Source organism: Mycobacterium barrassiae, from assembly GCF_025822765.1.
Lineage (GTDB): Bacteria > Actinomycetota > Actinomycetes > Mycobacteriales > Mycobacteriaceae > Mycobacterium > Mycobacterium barrassiae.
The window spans coordinates 99,490-119,777 of the sequence record NZ_JACKUK010000023.1 but is presented as its reverse complement, the minus strand read 5'-3'; the positions used below and the strand labels follow the sequence as shown (position 1 = coordinate 119,777).

Below are 20,288 nucleotides of genomic sequence, written 5' to 3'. Positions count from 1 at the left end.
CGACCCTGCGCACACGGAACGCTACAACCATTCTCCGCTGGGCTTACTCTTGGCACTCGTGTCCAAGCTTTCGACCGTCACGCGGCGGTTGGTTCTCGGCAGGCCGTTCCGCAGCGACAGGCTGTCGCACACCCTTCTGCCCAAGCGGATCGCGCTCCCGGTGTTCGCCTCCGACGCCTTGTCCTCGGTGGCCTACGCGCCGGAGGAGATCTTCCTGGTGCTGTCGGTGGCGGGGCTGAGCGCCTATGCGATGACGCCGTGGATCGGGCTGGCTGTCGCGGGGGTCATGCTGGTGGTGATCGCCAGCTACCGGCAGAACGTGCACGCGTACCCGTCGGGCGGCGGCGACTACGAGGTGGTCACCACTAACCTCGGCCCGACCGCGGGACTGACGGTCGCGAGCGCGCTGCTGGTCGACTACGTGTTGACCGTCGCGGTGTCGATGTCCTCGGCGATGTCGAACATCGGATCGGCGGTGCCGTTCATCAACCAGCACAAAGTGTTGTTCGCCGTCATCGCGATCATGATCCTGGCGTCGATCAACCTCCGCGGAATTCGCGAGTCCGGAACGGCATTCGCCATTCCCACCTATGCGTTCATGATCGGCATCTTCGTCATGCTCGGCTGGGGCTTCTTCCAGATCGTGGTTCTCGGCAACGAACTGAGGGCCGAGTCGGCCGATTTCGAGATGCACCCCGACCACGGCGAAATCCTGGGGTTCGCGTTGGTATTCCTTGTCGCGCGGGCCTTCTCGTCCGGCAGTGCGGCGCTGACCGGGGTCGAGGCCATCAGCAACGGTGTGCCCGCGTTCCGGAAACCGAAGTCGCGCAACGCGGCGACGACGCTGGCCCTGCTTGGCGCGATCTCGGTGACGTTGTTCATGGGAATCATCATGCTGGCCAAGGAGACCGGCGTGCAGATCGTCGAGCATCCAGCGACGCAGTTGTCCGGTGCTCCGCCTGATTACCACCAGAAGACCCTGATCGCCCAGCTTGCCGACGCGGTCTTCCATGACTTTCCGATCGGTCTCTATCTGATCGCCGGCGTCACGGCCCTGATCCTGATACTCGCCGCCAACACGGCCTTCAACGGGTTCCCCGTGCTGGCATCGATTCTGGCGCAGGACCGCTACCTGCCGCGGCAGCTGCACACGCGCGGCGACCGGTTGGCGTTCTCCAACGGCATCCTGTTCCTGGCGCTGGCCGCCGTCGCCTTCGTCATGGCGTTCCGCGCGGAGGTGACCGCGCTGATCCAGCTGTACATCGTCGGGGTTTTCGTGTCGTTCACGCTGAGCCAGATCGGCATGGTTCGGCACTGGACACGACTGTTGCGCACCGAGACCGAGCCCGCCGTGCGCGCCAAGATGCAGCGCTCCCGGGTGATCAACACCGTCGGATTCCTCTGCACCGGAACCGTTTTGATCATCGTGGTGGTGACGAAGTTCGTAGTCGGTGCATGGATCGCGATCCTGGCGATGGTCGCCCTCTTCGTCATCATGAAGTTGATCCAGAAGCACTACGACACCGTGGCGCGCGAACTGGAGGAGCAGGCCGCCGCCGAAGTCGACGGCATGGTGCTGCCGAGCCGCAACCACGCGATCGTGCTGGTGTCGAAGTTGCACCTGCCGACGATGCGGGCATTGGCTTACGCCAGGGCGACCAGGCCGGACGTGCTGGAGGCGATCACGGTCAGCGTCGATGACGCGGAAACCCGCGCGCTCGTGCACAAATGGGAGAACAGCGACATCAGTGTGCCGCTGAAGGTGATCGCCTCGCCCTACCGGGAGATCACGCGCCCCGTGCTCGATTACGTCAAACGTGTCACCAAGGAGTCGCCGCGCACCGTCGTGACCGTGTTCATTCCCGAATACGTCGTCGGTCACTGGTGGGAGCAGGTGCTGCACAACCAGAGCGCGCTTCGGCTCAAGGGCAGGCTGCTGTTCGAGCCGAATGTGATGGTGACATCGGTGCCGTGGCAGTTGAGTTCGTCGGAGCGTCTCAAGACGCTGCAGCCACAGTCCGCTCCCGGCGACGCGCGCAGGGGCTTTCTGGATTGACCGTCGACGGGACGACCGACGAACCATCGGAACTCACCCTGACCGTGGGACCGCCTGCGAACGGCGGCAGCTGTGTCGCGCGCCATGACGGTCGGGTGGTGTTCGTTCGGTATGCGTTGCCCGGCGAGACGGTCCGTGCCCGCGTGGTGTCCGATCACGGGTCATACCGGCACGCCGACGTGGTCGAGGTCATCGAGCCGTCCGCGGACCGCGTCGACTCGATCTGCCCGATCGCCGGTGTGGACGGCGCGGGCTGCTGCGATCTGGCGTTCGCCGAGCCGGCGGCGGCGCGGCGGCTGAAGGGTGCGGTGGTCGCCAACCAGCTGGTCCGGCTGGGCGGCTACGAATGGCGAGCCGAGGAGGACGCGACGGCCGAACCGGTCGGCGATGGCGGGGTCACCGGTTGGCGGACCCGCGTGCGGCTGGACACCTCGCCGCAGGGGCGTGCGGGATTCCATCGCTATCACAGCGCTGAGCTGGTCACCGATCTCGGCTGCGCGCAGCTGCCGTCCGGCATGCTCGACGGCATCCACGACTGGGTCTGGCCGCACGGCGCCCACGTCCACGTCGCGATCGACGACGACGGCGAACGGCATGTCGTGCAGGCGGGGCCCCGGGTGGGCCGCAAAACCACCACGCATGTGATCGAGGGGGAGTACGAGGCGGTGCAGCGCGTCGGCGATCGGGTGTGGCGGGTGCCGGTGACGGCGTTCTGGCAGGCGCACCGCGACGCCCCGCAGATGTACAGCGATCTGGTGGCCGACTGGGCGCAGCTGCAGCCAGGGATGACCGCATGGGATTTGTACGGTGGTGCAGGAGTTTTCGCCGCGGTGCTGGCGCAGGCCGTCGGTGAGACGGGGAAGGTCGTCACGGTCGACACGTCACGCGGCGCGTCGCGGTCGGCGCGCACGGCACTGGCGGACCTGGGCTGGGTGTCGGTGGTCACCGATTCCGTGCGACGGGCGCTGAGCGCGCAGCGGCACCGGCCCAACGTCGCGGTGCTGGATCCGCCGCGGACCGGCGCAGGCCGCGAGGTGATCGACCTGCTGGCGGACGCCGAGGTGCCGCGGGTGATTCACATCGGTTGTGAGGCAGCGTCGTTCGCCCGTGATGTCGGGCTGTACCGAGGCCACGGGTATGCGGTCGAGGAGCTGCGCGTGTTCGACTCGTTTCCGTTGACGCACCATGTCGAGTGCGTCGCCGTACTGACCCGCTGAGCTCGCCGACGTTGATTCTGCGCTCACGCCGTCATAGCGCGCGAAATCCCGGCCTGAGCGCAGAGTCAACGCGTCCTCAGCCCGTGACGACGCCGCGCGGGCCGAACTCGTTGGCGATGACCGCGACGGAGTTGGCGGGAAAGCCGCCGCGCCGCGCGTGCTCGCGGATCGCGTCCTCGTCGTCGGCCTCGTGGATGCAGTAGATCTTGTCGCCGGCGACGTAGCTGGTGATCCACCGGTACGGCACTCCCAGCGACTCGACCACACCGTTGGACTTGCCGACGATTTCGGCCAACTCGTCCTGGGTCAGTTCGCTCGCGCCGGGGATCTCGCGTTCGATCACATACCGCTTCATCGTCATCTCCTGTCTGGTAGACGTTCCGCGGCGGGGTGCCGCGGCTGAAGACAACGTTCGGTCAACCGGGTCGTACGGACATCGGGGGAAGTTACCCATCTTGCGTGACGCGCGATATTCGCTGCTCAGGGGGTTCATCGCGCACTAGTATCGGTCGCTGTGACGCTCATCGAGCGGTCCGAGCAACTCGGCCGGCTCCGCGACCGCGCCGACAAGGCGCGCGCTGGACGCGGCGGGATGCTGATCGTCAGCGGTGAGTCGGGAGCGGGCAAGACCTCGTTCGTCGAATCTTTCGTCGAGGAGTGGGTGCGCGACGAGCGGCTGCTGTGGGGCGTCTGCGATCCGCTACCGACACCGCGGCCACTGGGGCCGATCCGCGACCTCGCACCGCGGCTGGCGCCCGGCAGCCGCGAGTTACTCGAACACAGCGACGTGCCGTACGACATCTTCACCGCTGTGCACGACGACTTATGCGCTGCACCTTCGGTTTTCGTGCTCGACGATCTGCAGTGGGCCGACCAGGGCACCATCGATCTGCTGCGTTTCGTCCTGCGGAGGATCTCGCAGACCCGGTCGCTGATCATCGGGATCATCCGCGACGACGAGGTGGGCGCCAACCACCGAATCCGTGAACTGCTCGGCGATGTGGCGCGATCGCCGCGCGCCGAATCCCTTTCGATACCGCCGCTGAGTGTGGCTGCGGTCGAGACGCTGGTCGGTGAGCGCTCCGTCGACCCTGGATGGCTGCACGAGGTCACCGGGGGCAACGCGTTCTTCGTCTGCGAGATGTTGGACCACGACGGCGAGGATCTCCCGACGACCGTGCGGAATGCGGTGCTGGGCCGCACATCCGGACTAGATCCCGCCGCATGGGATCTGTTGAACCTGTTGACCTGCTCGCCCGGCGTGATCCCCGACTACCTGCTCGCCGACCTCGGCGTGACGTTGCCCGCGTCGCGTGCGCTCGCGGAGGCTGGACTGATCCGGCGCAGCGCCCGCGGCGTCGCCTTCCGCCATGATCTGTGCCGACTCGCAGTGCGAAGCGTGATCCCGCCTGGGGCAGAACCACGCCTGCACCGTCGACTCATCGACGCCTACGAGGCGTGCGGCCAGGTCGACCCGGCCGTGCTGACGCACCATGCGCAGGGCGCGGGCGACGTCGAGCGGGTCCGCCGCTACGCCCGCGAGGCCGGTATCGCCGCCGCCCACTCGGGTGCGCACACGCAAGCCACCCAGTTCTTCACCATCGCTCTGCAGGAGGGCGGAACGCTGGATCAGGCCGACGAGGCCGACCTGCTCGAGCAGATGGCGTGGGAGTTCTACCTGACGGACCAGTTGACCGACGCCATCGCGGCATGCCGACGCGCCATGCGTATCCGGCAGGCGCTGGGCCAGCCCGCCGCCGTCAGCGCGAACCATCACTCGCTGTCGGTCTACCAGTGGTACAACGCCGACCGCGGACAAGCCGAAAGTCATGCGGCCCATGCGATGTCGGTACTCGACGCGGAGGCGGGCGATACCGATCAGTTCGTCCAGCTCGGTCATGCGTTCGCCATGCAGGCATATCTCGCCGTCCAGGCGACCGACTTCGACCGCGCCACGCCGTTGATCGCCCGCGCCAGGGAGATCGCCGAGAAGAGTGGCGATTCCGATCTGATGATCCGCGTTCGCCTGATCGAGAACTACAGTGTCGTGCTCAACGGTGACGACGCCGGGCGTGACGAGATTCTCGCGATCCTCAACTCGGGGCCCGAGCACATCAACGAGCTGTATTCCGGCGGGTGGAGCAACATCACCTACTTCGACGTCGAACAGCGCAGGCTCGATGGCGCCGCCGAGTTGCTCGACGTCAGCATCCCGCTCATGCACGAACACGACCTCCCGATCTGCCGGGTGTGGCAGATGGGTTCGCGCGCGAGGCTTCAGTTGATGGTCGGCGAGTGGGACGACGCAGTCGCCGACGCGGACCGCCTGCTGGAGATGCCGACAGCGCCGTTGGCCAGGACGTGGCCGTCGCTGATCGGCGCCGTCGTGGAGATGCGCAAACAGGGCAAGGCAAGCACCCGCCTCGACGATGCCTGGAAGCTGGCCCGCCAGTTCGGCGAGCCGATCCGCATGCTGCCCGTCGCCGCAGCGATCGTCGAATTATCCTGGATCACAGGTGAACTCGACGCTCGGCTAGCCGAATGCCGGGCATTGTTGGACGGCGGTCTCATCGCTGGATTGGAGTGGTCGCGCGGGGAGTTGGCGGTCTGGCTGCGTCGGCTCGGTGAGAGTGTCGACGCGGTGGGTGTGGCCGAGCCGTATCGGTTGATGCTCGACGGCGCGTACGAGGCCGCCGCTGACGACTTCCATTGCCGGTCGATGCCGTATGACGCGGCGCTCGCGCTCGTCGACAGCGGCGACGCCGCACACGTGGCCCGCGGCCTCGACATCCTCGATCGGCTCGGCGCGGACGCCGTCGCCACCAAGGTGCGGCGTGACCTGCGATCCCACGGCCAGTCGGTCGTACCCGCACGCCGACGCGCGGCGACGTTGGCCAACCCGGCGGGTCTGACCGCACGCCAGGTCGAGGTGCTGCGCCTGCTCGACGACGGCCTCACCAACGTGGAACTGGCGGACCGGCTGTACCTCTCGGTGAAGACCGTCGATCATCACGTCTCGGCGATCCTGGGGAAGCTGGACGTCAGCAAGCGTCGCGATGCGGTGCGCAAGGCACGCGAGTTGGGCCTGCTGACGTAGCGGCGCCCGTTGATTCTGCGCTCGCGCCGTCATAGCGCGCGAATCCCGGCCTGGGCGCAGTGTCAACGGGCCGGACGCGGGTATCCCGCCGCGATGCAGACTTTCCTGCCCTACGCCGACTTCACGCGAACGGCCGACATGCTGGATGCTCGTCGCCTCGGTAAGCAGCGCGTCGAGACCATTCAGGTTCTGCGCGCGCTCACGGTCCCCGGATACGGCTGGCGTCATCACCCAGCCGCCGCGATGTGGGCAGGATACGAGGAGGCGCTGGTGCGCTACGGCCTGGACATCTGCGCGGCGTGGTGTGCCTCCGGCAGGGCGGACACCTGCGCGGGCACGCTCGTCGCGGACCTGACGTCGCACACCGGGCTGGGCACACCGCGCCGACAGGACGAACTGGACAAAGCGGGGGAGTTGCCGTCGTGGCTGGGCGATGAGCAGTTCCACCGCAGCCATCAGTCGGCGCTGTTGCGAAAGGATCCGGAGCACTACCGCCGCCACTTTCGCGGTGTGCCCGACGATCTGCCCTACATCTGGCCCGCTTCGGATCGTGAGCGTCGCGTGCCGGTCAGCTAGCGAAGTAGCGCTGCAGCCGCCGTTGGCGATGCCCGAAAAGCGCCCGAATCCCCACCGCGACAAGGGGTGCCAGGATACGCAGGGGGAGTCGCAGCTCGAAGCTGAGGCGATCGCGCACAAGCGTTTCGCCTTCGCCGCTGGCGTCGAGGGTGCGCACGTGGCGCCAGCTGCGCATGGACAGCATCGTGGACTGCTCGTCGAATCCGTGGCCAGGCCAGAGCTCGGCGATCATCAAGTTGTCGTAGTCGAACGGCAGCACTCCGAACAGCCGCATCCAGCAGCGGCCGATCGGCGTGCCGACCGGCGCGGTGTCCACGGTCAGATCCTTCGCGCCGCGCGGCATCGACATCGTCATCCACGGCCGTAGTTCGTGGTTGATGCCTTCAGGTGTGACCACACGGGCCCACACCTGGTCGACGGGTGCCTCGATGAGGTTCTGCCGTTCGATGATCATCGCGGTTCGACGGTATCCGAACTCGGTGCCCGATAGTGGCGTACTAGCCGAACACGAAGTACCGCAGCCACAAATAGAGCGCCGAGAGTGCAACCGAGACGACGGTGATCAGGAATCCCTTACGGGTGAACTCCCAGAACGAGATCGGATTGCCTGCCCGACGGGCGATTCCGAGCATGACGACGTTGGCGCTGGCACCGACCGCGGTCAGATTGCCGCCAAAATCCGCGCCCAGCGCGAGCGCCCACCACAGTGCATTCGGATGGGCGAAATCGGTCAAGTTGTTGGAAAGCTCGGCGACGATGGGGGTCATCGTCGCCGCGTAGGGAATGTTGTCGATGATGCCGGAGACCGGCGCGGACACCCCGAGAATCAGCATCACGGTCGCCAACGGATCTCCACCGGTGACCTCGATCGCCGACCGCGCGAGTTGCTCGACGACACCGGTTTTCACCAGCGCGCCAACCATGATGAACAGGCCTGCGAAGAACAGCAGTGTCTCCCACTCGACGCTCGCCAGGTAATCCTCACGGTCGAGCCGCGAGATGACGACGAGGACGCCCGCGCCGATCAGAGCCACGATGGACGGCTCCACGTGAATCAACGAATGCAGGATGAACCCCGCGAAAACCAGCACCAGTACGACACCGCACTTGATGAGCAGGCGCGGATCACGAATGGCCTCACGCTCGTTCAGCGACATCACGTCGGCCACTCGATCGCGGTCCACATCGAACGAACCGCGGAAGATGAGCGGTATCAGCGCCACGAACACGGCCATCACGATGACGACGATCGGCGTCATGTGAATCAGGAAGTCGTTGAAGCTCAGTCCCGCTCGACTGGCGATGATGATGTTGGGTGGGTCGCCGACGAGAGTGGCCGCCCCGCCGATGTTCGACGCGAGCACCTCGGCGATCAGGAAGGGCACCGGGTTGATCTGAAGTCGGTCACACACCAACAACGTGACCGGAGCGATCAGCAGCACCGTCGTGACGTTGTCCAGGAAGGCCGATGCGACCGCGGTGACGATCGCCAGCAGGATCATGATCCGCAGCGGAGACCCGCCGGCCCGCTTGGCCGCCCAGATCGCGACGTACTCGAACACGCCGGTCTGCCGCAGCACGCCGACGATGATCATCATTCCGAACAGCAGGAAGATGACGTTCCAGTCGATCCCTGTTTCGTGGCTGTAGAACGCACCATCGGCGTCGACGATGCCGAGCGCCAGAACGACGCCTGCGCCGACGAGCGCGACGAGAGTCTTGTTGATTTTGTCGCTGGCGATCAGCACGTAGGCGACAACGAAGATGGAGACCGCGAGAATGGCCATCGCGCAGTCAGACTCCCATCGCAGCGGCGAGGAGCCTCGACGCGGTGATCACGCCCTGCAGTTCGCCGTCCTTGACGACAGCCACCAGCGGGCTGCGTAACCGGGCCATCAACGCGGCCACCTCGATGATCGTGTCGTCGGCGTTGGCCGCGGGAATGTCTTCGAGATGTTCGGGTAGCACATCCTTCACGGACTTACCTGCGAGCTTCTCGGCGGCTTTGTCCGCCCACGTTTCGTCGATCACACCGGCGAGCGACGGATCATCCTGGACATAGGTGGGCACGATGAAGCGCACCACCTGTGACGCTGGCAGTACCGCGTACGGGTGACCCGATGTGTCAGTGACGACGATGCCGGGCAGGCGATGCTCGGCGAGGGTGCGCGCGGCGTCCAGTGCCGTTGAATCGACCGTCACGACCGGAAATTCCTCGACGAATTGCCCAGCGTGCATACAGCGTCCTCCGATCGCGAATCGAATCACCGACTGCCGACCAGACTTCCCGGCGCACCAGCTACGGACCCTACCCCGAGGACGGTCGCTCGTCTTTGCCAACTGCCCCGGGCTGGTAGGTTCAGCATCGGAGTGCCGGGAAGCCTGGTCGGCGTAGTACCTGACGCAACGACGAGCCCGAGGTTCCCATGACATCCCCTTTGCGATTGCTGGCGCGCGGATCCTGGTCGGAGACACAACGTTTTTCCGAGATCCTGCGAAAAGAAACCATCGGGGGACTGCTGCTTCTGGCCGCCGCAGGGCTCGCGCTGGGTTGGGCGAACTCGCCGTGGTCCGGCGCCTACCGCGCCGTATCGGAGTACACGATCGGCCCGCAGGCGTTGCACCTCGACCTGTCCGTATCGGCCTGGGCCGCCGACGGACTGCTGGCCATCTTCTTCTTCGTGGTCGGACTGGAACTCAAACGCGAATTCGTCGCGGGCGACTTGCGTGATCCGCGTCGCGCCGCGCTGCCGATCGCAGCGGCCATCGGCGGCATGGTCGCACCGGCCGCGATTTACATCGGAGTCAACCTTGCGGCAGGCCGGCCGGAGCACCTCGATGGCTGGGCGGTACCGATCGCCACGGACATTGCGTTCGCTTTGGCGGTGCTGGCCGTGCTGTCCACGCACCTGCCGACCGCCTTGCGAACCTTCCTGCTGACGCTCGCCGTCGTCGACGATCTTCTCGCCATCACCGTCATCGCGGTGTTCTACACCGACCATCTCGCTCTGGGTCCGCTGGCATTGGCGGTGCTGCCGATTGCCCTGTTCGGGATCGCCGTGCAGCGCGGCGTGCACCATTGGTGGCTACTGGTGCCGCTCGCCGTCGCCGCGTGGGCGCTGGTACACGCCAGCGGAGTACATGCCACTGTGGCGGGGGTCGTGCTCGGTTTCACAGTGCCGGTGGCGGGGCGGCACGGGCAACCCACTGCCGAGCGGTTCGAACACGCCATGCGCCCGCTGTCGGCCGGTCTCACGGTGCCGGTCTTCGCCTTCTTCGCCTCAGGCGTGACGGTCGGCGGCTGGTCGGGACTCGGGGATTCGCTGCGTCACCCCGTCACCGACGGCGTCATCGCCGGCCTGGTCATCGGCAAGCCCCTCGGGGTGTTCGTCACCGCGTTTCTGCTGGCCAAGTTCACCCACGCCAGCCTCGACGACGACCTCGCCTGGCGTGACGTCCTCGGGGTGTCGCTGCTGGCCGGCATAGGGTTCACAGTTTCGTTATTGATCGGGGAACTGGCCTTCGGGCACGGCACCCCGGCCGGCGACGACGTCAAGATCGGAGTACTCGTCGGGTCCGTTGTCGCAGGTGCGCTGGCATCCGTGGTTTTGCTGAGCCGAAATGCGGCATACCGACGTATCTACGAACTCGAGACCGCGGACGATGATCATGACGGTGTGCCCGACATCTACATCGCTCGGCAGGACTCACGAGAACCTGGTGCGTAGACTGACGGGATGCTTGAACAGATCCGCGGTCCCGCAGATCTGCAGCACTTGACCCAGTCACAGATGAGTGACCTGGCGCAGGAAATCCGCGAGTTCCTGATTCACAAGGTTGCTGCGACGGGTGGACACCTCGGCCCCAACCTCGGCGTGGTCGAACTCACACTGGCCCTGCATCGAGTGTTCGACTCGCCGCACGACCCGATCATCTTCGACACCGGGCACCAGTCCTACGTGCACAAGATGCTGACGGGTCGCAGCCACGACTTCGACACGCTGCGCAAGAAGGACGGGCTGTCGGGATATCCGTCCCGCAGTGAGAGCGACCACGACTGGGTCGAGTCCAGCCACGCCAGCTCCGCGCTGTCCTATGCCGACGGGCTCGCCAAGGCCTTCGAACTGTCCGGGCACCGCAACCGCCACGTGGTCGCGGTCGTCGGCGACGGCGCCCTGACCGGCGGTATGTGCTGGGAGGCGCTGAACAACATCGCCGCGGCCAGGCGCCCGGTCGTCATCGTCGTCAACGACAACGGCCGCAGCTACGCGCCCACCATCGGCGGCTTCGCCGAGCACCTGGCTGGCCTCCGTCTGCAGCCGGGCTACGAGAAGGTGCTCGAGGAGGGCCGCAAGGCCGTCCAGAAGGTGCCGATCATCGGTGAGCTCTGCTACCAGTGCATGCACAGCATCAAGGCCGGCATCAAGGACGCGCTCTCGCCGCAGGTGATGTTCACCGATCTCGGCCTGAAGTACGTCGGACCGATCGACGGCCACGATGAGCATGCTGTCGAGAGCGCTCTGCGCAACGCGCGGGGCTTCAACGCACCCGTGATCGTGCACGTCGTCACCCGCAAGGGCATGGGTTACGCGCCTGCCGAAAACGACGAAGCCGACCAGATGCACTCGTGCGGCGTCATCGACCCCGAGACGGGGCTGGCGACGTCGGTGCCCGGCCCGGGGTGGACGTCCGCGTTCTCCGATGCACTGATTTCCTATGCGGCCCGCCGCCGCGACGTCGTCGCCATCACCGCTGCGATGCCCGGACCGACGGGGCTGTCCGACTTCCGCAAGCGGTTCCCCGACAGGTTCTTCGACGTGGGTATCGCCGAGCAGCATGCGATGACGTCGGCCGCTGGTTTGGCGATGGGCGGCCTGCATCCGGTGGTCGCCATCTACTCGACGTTCCTGAACCGGGCCTTCGACCAGATCATGATGGACGTCGCGCTGCACAAGCTGCCCGTCACGATGGTGCTGGACCGCTCGGGCGTGACGGGACCGGACGGCGCCAGCCACAACGGCATGTGGGACCTGTCGATCCTGGGCATCGTCCCCGGCATGCGGGTGGCTGCGCCGCGCGATGGCACCCGCCTGCGCGACGAACTCGGCGAGGCGCTCAACGTCAAGGACGGGCCGACCGCTATTCGCTTCCCGAAAGGCGATGTCGGCGAGGATATTCCGGCGATCGAACGGCGGGGCGAAGTTGACGTGCTGGCCATCCCGGCCGACGGCTTGTCCGACGATGTCCTCGTGGTCGCGGTCGGGCCCTTCGCGTCAATGGCGCTGGCCGTCGCCGAGCGGTTGCGTAACCAGGGCATCGGCGTCACGGTGGTTGACCCGCGGTGGGTGCTTCCGGTGCCTTCGGCCATCGCGGAGCTGGCTGCCGGACACAAGCTGGTCGTGACCATCGAGGACAACGGCGTGGCCGGTGGCGTCGGGTCGGCGGTGTCGGCGGCGCTGCGGCGAGCCGAGATCGACGTGCCGTGCCGCGACGTCGGGCTGCCGCAGGAGTTCTTCGCGCACGCATCGCGCGGTGAGGTGCTCGCCGACGTCGGGCTGACCGACCGCAACATCGCCCGCCAGATCACCGGCTGGGTGGCCGCGCAAGGTGCCACCAACGCCGAGCGCGAAGTCAGCCAGCGCTTCGACTAGCGCTGTACGTCAGCGACACGCGGCCGACTTCTTCCAAAGACGTTGTCCGGCGCGGCTGTTCGAAGAACACGTCCGCGTTGCGGCCGTCGACCTCGAGCGTCGCGATCGTATTTCCGAACAGCGGTCCGCACACGTTGGTCCATGTCAGCGGTGGTGACGGGACGCCGCGTCGACGTACCCACCACCGCATGATGGCGGCAGCGGGCCGGGTCCAGCCCAGTGAGAACGCAGGTTTGACGAACAGCGGCACGTAGTTGTGTACCGGCGAGCAGACCAGCTGATAGACGACCGAACCGGTGGGTGAAACTTCGTCGAGGCGGGCTCGAGCGGCGTAGCTGTGGTGCACGTCGCCCGACAGCACGCTGATGGTGGCGGGTCCGTCGGGATGGTTGGCGATCCTGTTGATCATTTCCGCCAGCCGCACGAGTGACTTGTAGAACGCCGGCCAATGCTCGAAATCAGCTGCCCTGCGCAGCTTCTCAGCGAGCCGACCCCGCCAATCAGTACGGTCGGCCGCCCTTTCGTTGAGTGCTTCGAGGTCGCCGATCGCGGGTGGCATCAACCATGGCACCGATGTGGCGAGCATCAGATGATCCAGCTGTTCGGGATGCTCCTCCGACTTGGCCTCCACCCATCGGAATTCGTCTTCGCCGATCATCATGCGGTCGCCGGACTCCAGAATGCGGCCGTTGCGCGAGTCGATCATGATCAGCCTGGTGCGGCCGAGGTCCCATCGGTAGCTGAACCGAATGCCCTTGTGGGCGTCGACTTCGCGGTCCGCCCGGTCGGCGAGCTCGGCGAGCTGCGGCCATGTGTCGCCTTCTGTCGCCAGCAGGCGTTGGTAGTCCTCGTTGCCGGCCAATTCGTCCGGGCTCAAATTGCCCAGGTGCTGGTAAATCCAGTACGACCCCAGGCCGGCCCTGATTCGGTCCGGCCACCACGGCTCCTGGGCCATGCGCACGCGCCAGGACCGCGAGGTGTTCCAATCGTCGCGGATGTCGTGATCGTCGAAGATCATCGCCGTGGGAACGGTGGACATCAGCCACCTGATCTCGGGGTCGCCCCACGAGTGGCGGTACAGGCGCTCGTACTCCGCGAAGGTGACGACCTCGTCCGGCGGGCGGCTGCCGTGCCGGTTGCGCCTGGATCGGCGCTTTTGGACCCGCCGCTGTTCGTCGGGCGGAAGTTCGTCGGCGTACAGCTGATCGCCGAGCAGGATCAGCGCGTCGGGCCACTGCTGGATCGGGCGCTTGGCCATTCGCGACGCATAGCAGTCAAGCGCGTCGTACTTGAGCTTCGCCTCAAGCTTCTTCACCTCGGTCTTGGGATATCGACAGGACCCGAAGATCGCCCGCAGCCGGTGCGCGGTGTCCGGCCCTCGGGTCCGGATCACGCTGGGCGGAAAATCCGAGAACGGCGGGTCGGTGAGCGGCCACACCGTCGCCCCGTTGAACCTGACCTGGTACTCGGTCACGCTGTCGGGTTCGAGCCCGGTGACGGTGACGAGTGCGAAATGGTTTCCCTGCACCTCGAACGTCGGCGCCGAACAGCCGAGAACCTCGACAGTGCCCGCGCTTTCGGTCTGCACCCACACCAATGCCGTGGTGTCGGAAACGTGGCGCAGCGCCGGCCCGAGGAGCAAGCTCACCTTTCGACACTAGGGCAACGCGCGCCCGGATCGCGAGCAGACGCAAACTGCCCGCACACCGCGGCGCGTCGCTGACTTTAGTGTCTGCTCGCGGCCTCGAGTCCTGGGCCGGGTGCCGGCTCGATGTCGTGAGCCGTGACATCGGCGCCGCACTCATCGCACAGCAAGTGCACGTCGGTCCGCCCACCGCATTGGCGGTGGCGGTAGATGATGAACTCGCCGTCAGGAGCCAGGTATTTGTCGCCCCAGGCCCGCAGCGCCATCAGCACCGGATAGAGGTCCAAACCCTTTGTTGTGAGCCGATATTCGTGGCGGGTGCGCTGCGCATCCCGATACGCCCGTCGCTCCAGCACACCGCATTCGACGAGCCTGCGCAGCCGCTCGGCCAACACCGCCCGGCTGACGCCCAGGCTGGCTTGGAAGTCTTCGAAACGACGAACGCCGGCGAACGCCTGGCGAAGGACGACCAGGGTCCACCGGTCGCCGAGCAGGGACAGCGGCCGCAGGATCGAGCAGGGCTCTGCGGCGAGGTCGTCGTGGCGCATGCCTCAGCTTAACAGTTGCGTTCAAAAAATGAATCCAGCTAGGCTGCTGACATGGATGCTGAACTCGAACGCTGGAAGTCCGCCGGTCGCTACTTCGACTACCTGGGTTTCGAGATCTTCTACCGCGTCGACGGCCCGCCGATCGGCGAAGCGCCCGTCCTGCTGGCGATCCACGGTTATCCGTTCAACTCGTGGGACTGGTCGCTGATCTGGCCCGCGCTGGTCGAACGGTTCACCGTCATCGCGCCCGACATGATGGGCATGGGGTTCTCGGCCAAACCCGTCAGCTACGGCTACTCGGTGCACGATCACGCCGACATGCACGAGGCGCTGCTCGCCGACCTCAACGTCGACCGTTGCCACATCCTCGCGCATGACATCGGCGATTCCGTGGGCCAGGAAGTGTTGGCGCGCAGCGTATTCGGCGAGCACGTCTACGGATCGCCGAGCTATCAGTCGATCACCTGGCTCAATGGCGGGCTGTTCAACGAGGCCTACACCCCGCGCACCATGCAGAAGCTGATGTCAGGAACGCCGCTGGGAGACCTCATGAGCCCGCTGCAGGGCCACACGCTGTCGCGCCGGATCCTGGAGCCGACGATCAACGAGATGTTCGGCCCGAACACCAAGCCCTCACGCGAGCTCATGAGTCGCTTCCACGAGGTCCTCGAGTACAACGACGGCAAACGGGTGCTGCACAAGGTCGGACGGTTCCTGGGCGATCGCTTGACGCACCGCAACCGTTGGGTCCGCGCCATGCGCGAGACGACGGTGCCGATGCGGCTCATCGACGGGCCCCTCGACCCCAATTCCGGAGCTCACATGGCGCGTCGGTACGCCGAGGTCATTCCCGACGCTGACGTGGTGATGCTGGCCGACGACATCGCGCACTGGCCGCAGATCGAAGCCCCCGACGAGGTGCTGAAGCACTTCTTCGCCCACGTCGACCGGGTGAGCTGACCCACCCGTCGAGACTGCGCACAGATCGCGATTTCGCGGATTTTCAGGATCTCTCTGGGCCCACGCGTGAGCCGGGGACAGTTTCGGCGGTGGGGTCGGGGAACAGCGCCTCCGTCAGCACCGGATCGGCGAGCTGACGCTGCCACGGCCGCACCCCGGCCTCGCGCAGGAACTTGTCGATCACCGCTTCGGTTTCCTCGGCAGTCGACAGCGGCTGCCAGTCCCAGCACAACCGGCGCACGATCTCCGGGGTGACGACGTTCTCCGTCGGCACCGAAACCCGTTGCGCGAGATCGGCGATACGCGACCGCGCCGCCTCCAGTCGCACCGCTGCCTCCGGCTTGCGACGTGCCCACCGCGATGCGGGCGGAGGTCCGGTCGACGGCTCCGCCGACGTCGGCGGATCGTCGGTGGTGCGGGCGCGGGCAAGCGCCTCAAGCCACACGTTCGCCATGCGACGCTGCCTGGCGCCGCCGAAAATGGGTAGGGCGGTGAGCTTTTCGACGGTATCGGGATCGGAGGTCGCCGCATTGATGATCGCCGAGTCGGGGAGAATGCGGCCCGGTGCGATATCCCGGCGCTGGGCGATGTGATCGCGGGTGATCCACAGTTCCCGCACCGCCGCCAGTGCGCGGGCGTCGCGAACCTTGTGAATGCCGGACGTGCGCCGCCAGCGATCCCGTCGCGTCGGCGCGCCCTCGTAATTCCGCAGATGCTCGAATTCCTGTGCGGCCCAGTCGGATTTATGTTGCTCCTCGAGAACTGACGCGACGGCGTGACGCAGATCGAGCAGCACTTCGACGTCCAGCGCGGCGTAGTTCAGCCACTCGGGCGGCAGCGGCCGCTGGGACCAGTCCGCGGCACCGTGCCCCTTCATCAACTGCAGGCCCAGCAGCCGCTGCACCATCGCGGCGAGGTTCACCTTGTCGTAGCCGGCCAGCCGTCCGGCGAGTTCGGTGTCGTACAGCTTCGTCGGCCGCATGCCGATCTCGGCCAGGCAGGGCAGGTCCTGATCGGCGGCGTGTAACACCCACTCGTCGCTGGCCAGCACTTCCGCGACCGGAGCCAGCGTGGCGACCGGGTCTTCGCCGTGATTGACCGGGTCGATCAGCACGGTGCCCGCCCCTGCGCGTCGGATCTGAATCAGGTACGCGCGATTGGAGTACCGGAAGCCCGAGGCACGTTCGGCGTCCACCGCGAACGGCCCGGATCCTGACGCCAGGAGCTCGGCGGCATCTTCGATCTCGCGGGGGCTGACAGCCAGGTCAGGGACGCCGTCGTGCGGCGCAAGCAGAGGGGTGGCTTCCGGCTCGTCTTCCGAGCCCGACTGATCGGGTTCGGCCATGGTTCAGGCGCGCGTGCGGGAGCTCAGGTCGGTGACCCCCGACGGGGGCAGACCAGCGGCGTGCTCCAGCACCTCGCAGAACGCCTCGACATGCGGCCCCAGTTGCAGTGAGGTCGCCGTCCATGACGCTCGCAGTTCCAGCTGGTGGGCGCGTGGCGGGCCGGAGATGTCGCCGTAGCGCACCGACGTGGTGGCGGTGACGGTGCCGCCGAGAGCGGTGACGTGTTCGGCCCGCGACTCCAGAGCCTCGACGAGCCAACTCCACGCCACTTCGGGCAGCAGGGGGTCGACGGCCTCGCTGGAGTCCAGGTCAGCCTGGATGTACGCCACGAGCCGCATCGTGCCGTCCCACGCGTCGGCGCCCTCGGGGTCGTGCAGCAGGATCAGCCGGCCGAACGCATCGCCCTCCGAGCGCTCGGGCACGATGGCAGTCTCGGGATGGCGGACCTCCGCGCCCAGCGCGTAGCTGTAGGGCGCGAGCCGTTGCGGCGGCCGAATGGGACCGAGTTCGATCTCCGCTCGGACGGTGGTGGCATTCATCGCCGCCACCGCTTCGCGAAACTGAGCCGGTTCGGCGGCGGTGGTCACCGTTCGACGCTAGCCCCATTCCGTCGGCTGTGCGGGCAGGCGCGCCGATTTCTGCGGGTGAGGGGGTCGCCGGTGGTCCTGAGGATGTTTGCTGGACCCGTCGCAGGCCCCATCTGTCGGAGGTCAATCGCCGGTCGCTTCACATGGCGATTTAGGGCGCCACCGGGGGCGCATGGCAGCATTGGACACGATGACTACCCGCCGTGACCTGCCCGACTCGCCCTATCTCGCCGCGGCTCGCGGCCACAAGCCGAGCCGCGTGCCGGTGTGGTTGATGCGTCAGGCCGGACGTTCGCTGCCCGAGTACCGGGAGCTGCGGGCCAAGAACACGATGATGCAGGCGTGCTTCGACGCCGACCTGATCACCGAGATCACGCTGCAGCCGGTTCGCAGACACGGCGTGGATGCAGCGATTCTGTTCTCCGACATCGTCGTACCCCTGCGGGCCGCGGGCATCGAGCTCGACATCGTGCCCGACGTCGGACCGGTCATCGATCACCCGGTGCGCACCCTCGCCGACGTCAACGCGATCAAACCGCTTGAGCCGCAGCAGGTTGCACCCGTCGCGAAAGCCGTCGGACAGCTGGTGTCCGAGTTGGGCGACGTGCCGCTCATCGGGTTCGCGGGGGCGCCGTTCACTCTGGCCTCCTACCTCGTGGAGGGCGGTCCGAGCCGCAACCACGAGCACACCAAGGCGATGATGCTCGGCGATGCAGACACCTGGCATGCGCTGATGGCCAAGCTCACCGACGTGACGATCGCCTTCCTGCAGACGCAGGTCAGCGCGGGTGCGGACGCGATCCAACTGTTCGATTCCTGGGCCGGGACGCTTTCGCTGGCCGACTACCGCACGTACGTGCTGCCGCACAGCACGCGGGTGTTCGCGACGTTGAAGGACGTCGGTGTGCCGATGACGCATTTCGGAGTGGGCACTGCTGAACTGCTGGGCGCCATGGGTGAGGCGGGGGCGACGGTCGTCGGGGTGGATTGGCGCACCGCACTCACTGACGCCGCAGCCCGGGTCGCACCCGGTACGGCGCTGCAAGGCAACCTCGATCCAGTGGTGCTGCTTGCCGGCTGGCCGGTCGTCGAGCGGGCGGCCCGCGCCGTCGTCGAGGACGGCCGCCGCGCCATCGACGCCGGGGTAAGCGGCCACATCTTCAATCTCGGCCACGGTGTGCTGCCCGCCACCGATCCTGGCATCATCACGGATCTGGTGGCCTTGGTGCATTCGCTGTGAGCGCGTCGTATTGCGTTGTCGGCGGCGGCATTTCAGGTCTCGTCGCGGCATACCGGCTGCGGGTGTCCGCTGGCCCGGACGCATCGATCACGCTGTTCGACCCGGCAGACCGACTGGGTGGCATCCTGCGCACCGAGTGGATCGGCGGCCAGCCGATGGACGTCGGTGCGGAGGCGTTCATCGCCCGGCGCCCCGAGGTGCCCGCGCTGCTGGCCGAGTTGGGTCTGGCCGGCAAGCAGATCGGTACGACGGGTGCGCGGCCGCTGATCTACAGCCAGGCCCACCTGCACGCGTTGCCGACCGACACCCTGCAGGGCATTCCGGCGCGCGCTGACGCGCTGGCCGGCCTCGTTGACGACGCCACACTGGCCTGGATTCGCGACGAGCCCACCCGGCCGTTCAGCTGGCGCCCTGGCGACGATCCAGCGGTCGCGGAACTGGTGGGGCAGCGCTTCGGCGAGCAGGTCGTGGCGCGCTCGGTGGATCCGCTGCTGACCGGCGTCTATGCGGGCTCATCGGCCAATATCGGGGTGCGCTCAGCCGTTCCGACGCTGGCCGCGGCGCTGGACCGCGGCGCCCGCAACCTGACCGAGGCCGTGCGCGACGCGCTGTCGGCGTCGGGGCCGCCGGTGGCCACCGGGTCGGTGTTCGGGGCGGTCGAGGGCGGATACACGGTGCTGGTCGACGAGCTGGTCCGGCGGGCGGGTATCCGCTGGCTCCAGGTCACCGTCGAAGAAGTCAGTCGTACGCAGCGCGGCTGGGAGATCGTCGACGACGAGGGCGGGCGCCACCACGCCGACGCGGCGGTGTTGGCCGTACCGGCGCCCCTGCTCGCCCGCCTCGTCAACAGCGTGGCTCCGCGCACCGCGGCGGCGGCCGAACGCATTGCGGTCGCCTCGAGCGCGGTAGTGGCGTTGGCGCTCCCAGGAGGTACACCGCTGCCGGAGCAGTCCGGGGTGCTGGTCGCTGCCGGAGAACGCTTGCACGCCAAGGCCGTTACGTTGACGACGCGCAAGTGGGGACAGCGCGGCAATGTCGAGTTGCTCCGGCTTTCATACGGTCGCTTCGGGGACACGCTGGCGCGCAGCGCGGGCGACGAGGACCTCCTGGAGTGGGCGTCGCAGGATCTCAACACGCTCTTCGGGGTGACTGTGGACGCGGTCGACTGTCGCGTTCAGCGCTGGATCGACGCGATGCCGCAGTACGGGCCGGGCCACGGTGCGCTCGTCGCCGAGCTGCGGGCGGGCCTGCCGCCGACATTGGCCGTCGCGGGCGGCTTTCTGGACGGCATCGGGGTCCCGGCGTGTGTGGCGGCGGCCACCAAGGCGGCGGCGTCGTTGATGACAGCGCGCGTGGCACGATAGG

Annotated in this window: 17 protein-coding genes; 9 read left to right on the top strand and 8 right to left on the bottom strand. The window is 67.0% G+C overall.

Going from position 1 to position 20,288, the window contains the following annotated elements; translation table 11 throughout:
• The first annotated feature begins 58 nt into the window (after positions 1 to 58).
• On the top strand, positions 59 to 2,056 hold the full coding sequence (locus tag H7J93_RS10845; RefSeq protein WP_267306296.1) for an APC family permease: 1,998 nt from the start codon (positions 59 to 61) through the stop codon (positions 2,054 to 2,056).
• A complete protein-coding gene (locus H7J93_RS10840; protein ID WP_267306295.1) occupies positions 2,053 to 3,273 on the top strand; it encodes a class I SAM-dependent RNA methyltransferase in 1,221 nt (406 codons plus the stop codon). The genes H7J93_RS10845 and H7J93_RS10840 overlap by 4 nt, the downstream gene beginning before the upstream one ends.
• Before the next feature lie 76 nt (positions 3,274 to 3,349).
• Here H7J93_RS10840 and H7J93_RS10835 read toward each other — a convergent pair whose 3' ends face one another.
• The gene (locus H7J93_RS10835; RefSeq protein WP_267306294.1) at positions 3,350 to 3,628 is read right to left on the bottom strand and encodes a DUF4242 domain-containing protein; all 279 of its coding nucleotides are present in this window, start codon (positions 3,626 to 3,628) and stop codon (positions 3,350 to 3,352) included.
• A 159-nt stretch (positions 3,629 to 3,787) separates the two neighbouring features.
• On the opposite strand from H7J93_RS10835, the gene H7J93_RS29255 reads away from it, so the two are divergent.
• On the top strand, positions 3,788 to 6,370 hold the full coding sequence (locus H7J93_RS29255) for a helix-turn-helix transcriptional regulator (RefSeq protein ID WP_267306293.1): 2,583 nt from the start codon (positions 3,788 to 3,790) through the stop codon (positions 6,368 to 6,370).
• 93 nt (positions 6,371 to 6,463) lie between these two features.
• Entirely contained in the window at positions 6,464 to 6,946 is a 483-nt protein-coding gene (locus tag H7J93_RS10825; protein ID WP_267306292.1) for an MSMEG_6728 family protein, read from the top strand.
• Here H7J93_RS10825 and H7J93_RS10820 read toward each other — a convergent pair.
• Genes H7J93_RS10820 through H7J93_RS10810 form a run of 3 tightly spaced genes read right to left on the bottom strand, consistent with a single transcriptional unit; the run spans position 6,939 to position 9,184 of the window.
• Positions 6,939 to 7,400 carry an Rv1443c family protein gene (locus H7J93_RS10820; RefSeq protein WP_267306291.1) on the bottom strand — a complete coding sequence of 154 codons (462 nt, stop codon included), beginning with the start codon at positions 7,398 to 7,400 and terminating at the stop codon, positions 6,939 to 6,941. The two genes, H7J93_RS10825 and H7J93_RS10820, sit on opposite strands and share 8 nt — an antisense overlap.
• Positions 7,401 to 7,443: 43 nt before the next feature.
• On the bottom strand, positions 7,444 to 8,733 hold the full coding sequence (locus tag H7J93_RS10815; RefSeq protein WP_267306290.1) for an ArsB/NhaD family transporter: 1,290 nt from the start codon (positions 8,731 to 8,733) through the stop codon (positions 7,444 to 7,446).
• Positions 8,734 to 8,740: 7 nt separating this feature from the next.
• The gene (locus H7J93_RS10810) at positions 8,741 to 9,184 is read right to left on the bottom strand and encodes a CBS domain-containing protein (protein ID WP_267306289.1); all 444 of its coding nucleotides are present in this window, start codon (positions 9,182 to 9,184) and stop codon (positions 8,741 to 8,743) included.
• 188 nt (positions 9,185 to 9,372) lie between these two features.
• Here H7J93_RS10810 and nhaA point away from each other — a divergent pair, with 188 nt between their 5' ends.
• Complete coding sequence (gene nhaA / locus H7J93_RS10805) at positions 9,373 to 10,674, top strand: Na+/H+ antiporter NhaA (RefSeq protein WP_267306288.1); 1,302 nt, start codon at positions 9,373 to 9,375, stop codon at positions 10,672 to 10,674.
• A 9-nt stretch (positions 10,675 to 10,683) separates the two neighbouring features.
• Positions 10,684 to 12,597 (top strand): 1-deoxy-D-xylulose-5-phosphate synthase, encoded by a 1,914-nt coding sequence (gene dxs, locus H7J93_RS10800; protein WP_267306287.1) that lies wholly within the window; start codon positions 10,684 to 10,686, stop codon positions 12,595 to 12,597.
• Here dxs and H7J93_RS10795 read toward each other — a convergent pair.
• Both H7J93_RS10795 and H7J93_RS10790 read right to left on the bottom strand, forming a co-directional pair.
• Complete coding sequence (locus H7J93_RS10795) at positions 12,578 to 14,245, bottom strand: alkaline phosphatase D family protein (RefSeq protein ID WP_267306286.1); 1,668 nt, start codon at positions 14,243 to 14,245, stop codon at positions 12,578 to 12,580. The two genes, dxs and H7J93_RS10795, sit on opposite strands and share 20 nt — an antisense overlap.
• A 77-nt stretch (positions 14,246 to 14,322) precedes the next feature.
• Complete coding sequence (locus tag H7J93_RS10790; RefSeq protein ID WP_267306285.1) at positions 14,323 to 14,790, bottom strand: winged helix-turn-helix transcriptional regulator; 468 nt, start codon at positions 14,788 to 14,790, stop codon at positions 14,323 to 14,325.
• Positions 14,791 to 14,841: 51 nt separating this feature from the next.
• Here H7J93_RS10790 and H7J93_RS10785 point away from each other — a divergent pair, with 51 nt between their 5' ends.
• Complete coding sequence (locus H7J93_RS10785; RefSeq protein WP_267306284.1) at positions 14,842 to 15,750, top strand: alpha/beta fold hydrolase; 909 nt, start codon at positions 14,842 to 14,844, stop codon at positions 15,748 to 15,750.
• 43 nt (positions 15,751 to 15,793) lie between these two features.
• Here the strand turns inward: H7J93_RS10785 and H7J93_RS10780 are convergent, their stop codons facing one another.
• Positions 15,794 to 17,095, bottom strand: a complete 1,302-nt coding sequence (locus H7J93_RS10780) for a ribonuclease D (RefSeq protein WP_267306283.1) — start codon at positions 17,093 to 17,095, stop codon at positions 15,794 to 15,796.
• A gap of 3 nt (positions 17,096 to 17,098) precedes the next feature.
• Positions 17,099 to 17,683 (bottom strand): DUF3000 domain-containing protein, encoded by a 585-nt coding sequence (locus H7J93_RS10775; RefSeq protein ID WP_267306282.1) that lies wholly within the window; start codon positions 17,681 to 17,683, stop codon positions 17,099 to 17,101.
• Positions 17,684 to 17,873: 190 nt separating this feature from the next.
• On the opposite strand from H7J93_RS10775, the gene hemE reads away from it, so the two are divergent.
• Entirely contained in the window at positions 17,874 to 18,923 is a 1,050-nt protein-coding gene (gene hemE / locus H7J93_RS10770) for a uroporphyrinogen decarboxylase (protein WP_267306281.1), read from the top strand.
• On the top strand, positions 18,920 to 20,287 hold the full coding sequence (locus H7J93_RS10765; protein ID WP_267306280.1) for a protoporphyrinogen oxidase: 1,368 nt from the start codon (positions 18,920 to 18,922) through the stop codon (positions 20,285 to 20,287). The genes hemE and H7J93_RS10765 overlap by 4 nt, the downstream gene beginning before the upstream one ends.
• Position 20,288 lies beyond the last annotated feature (1 nt).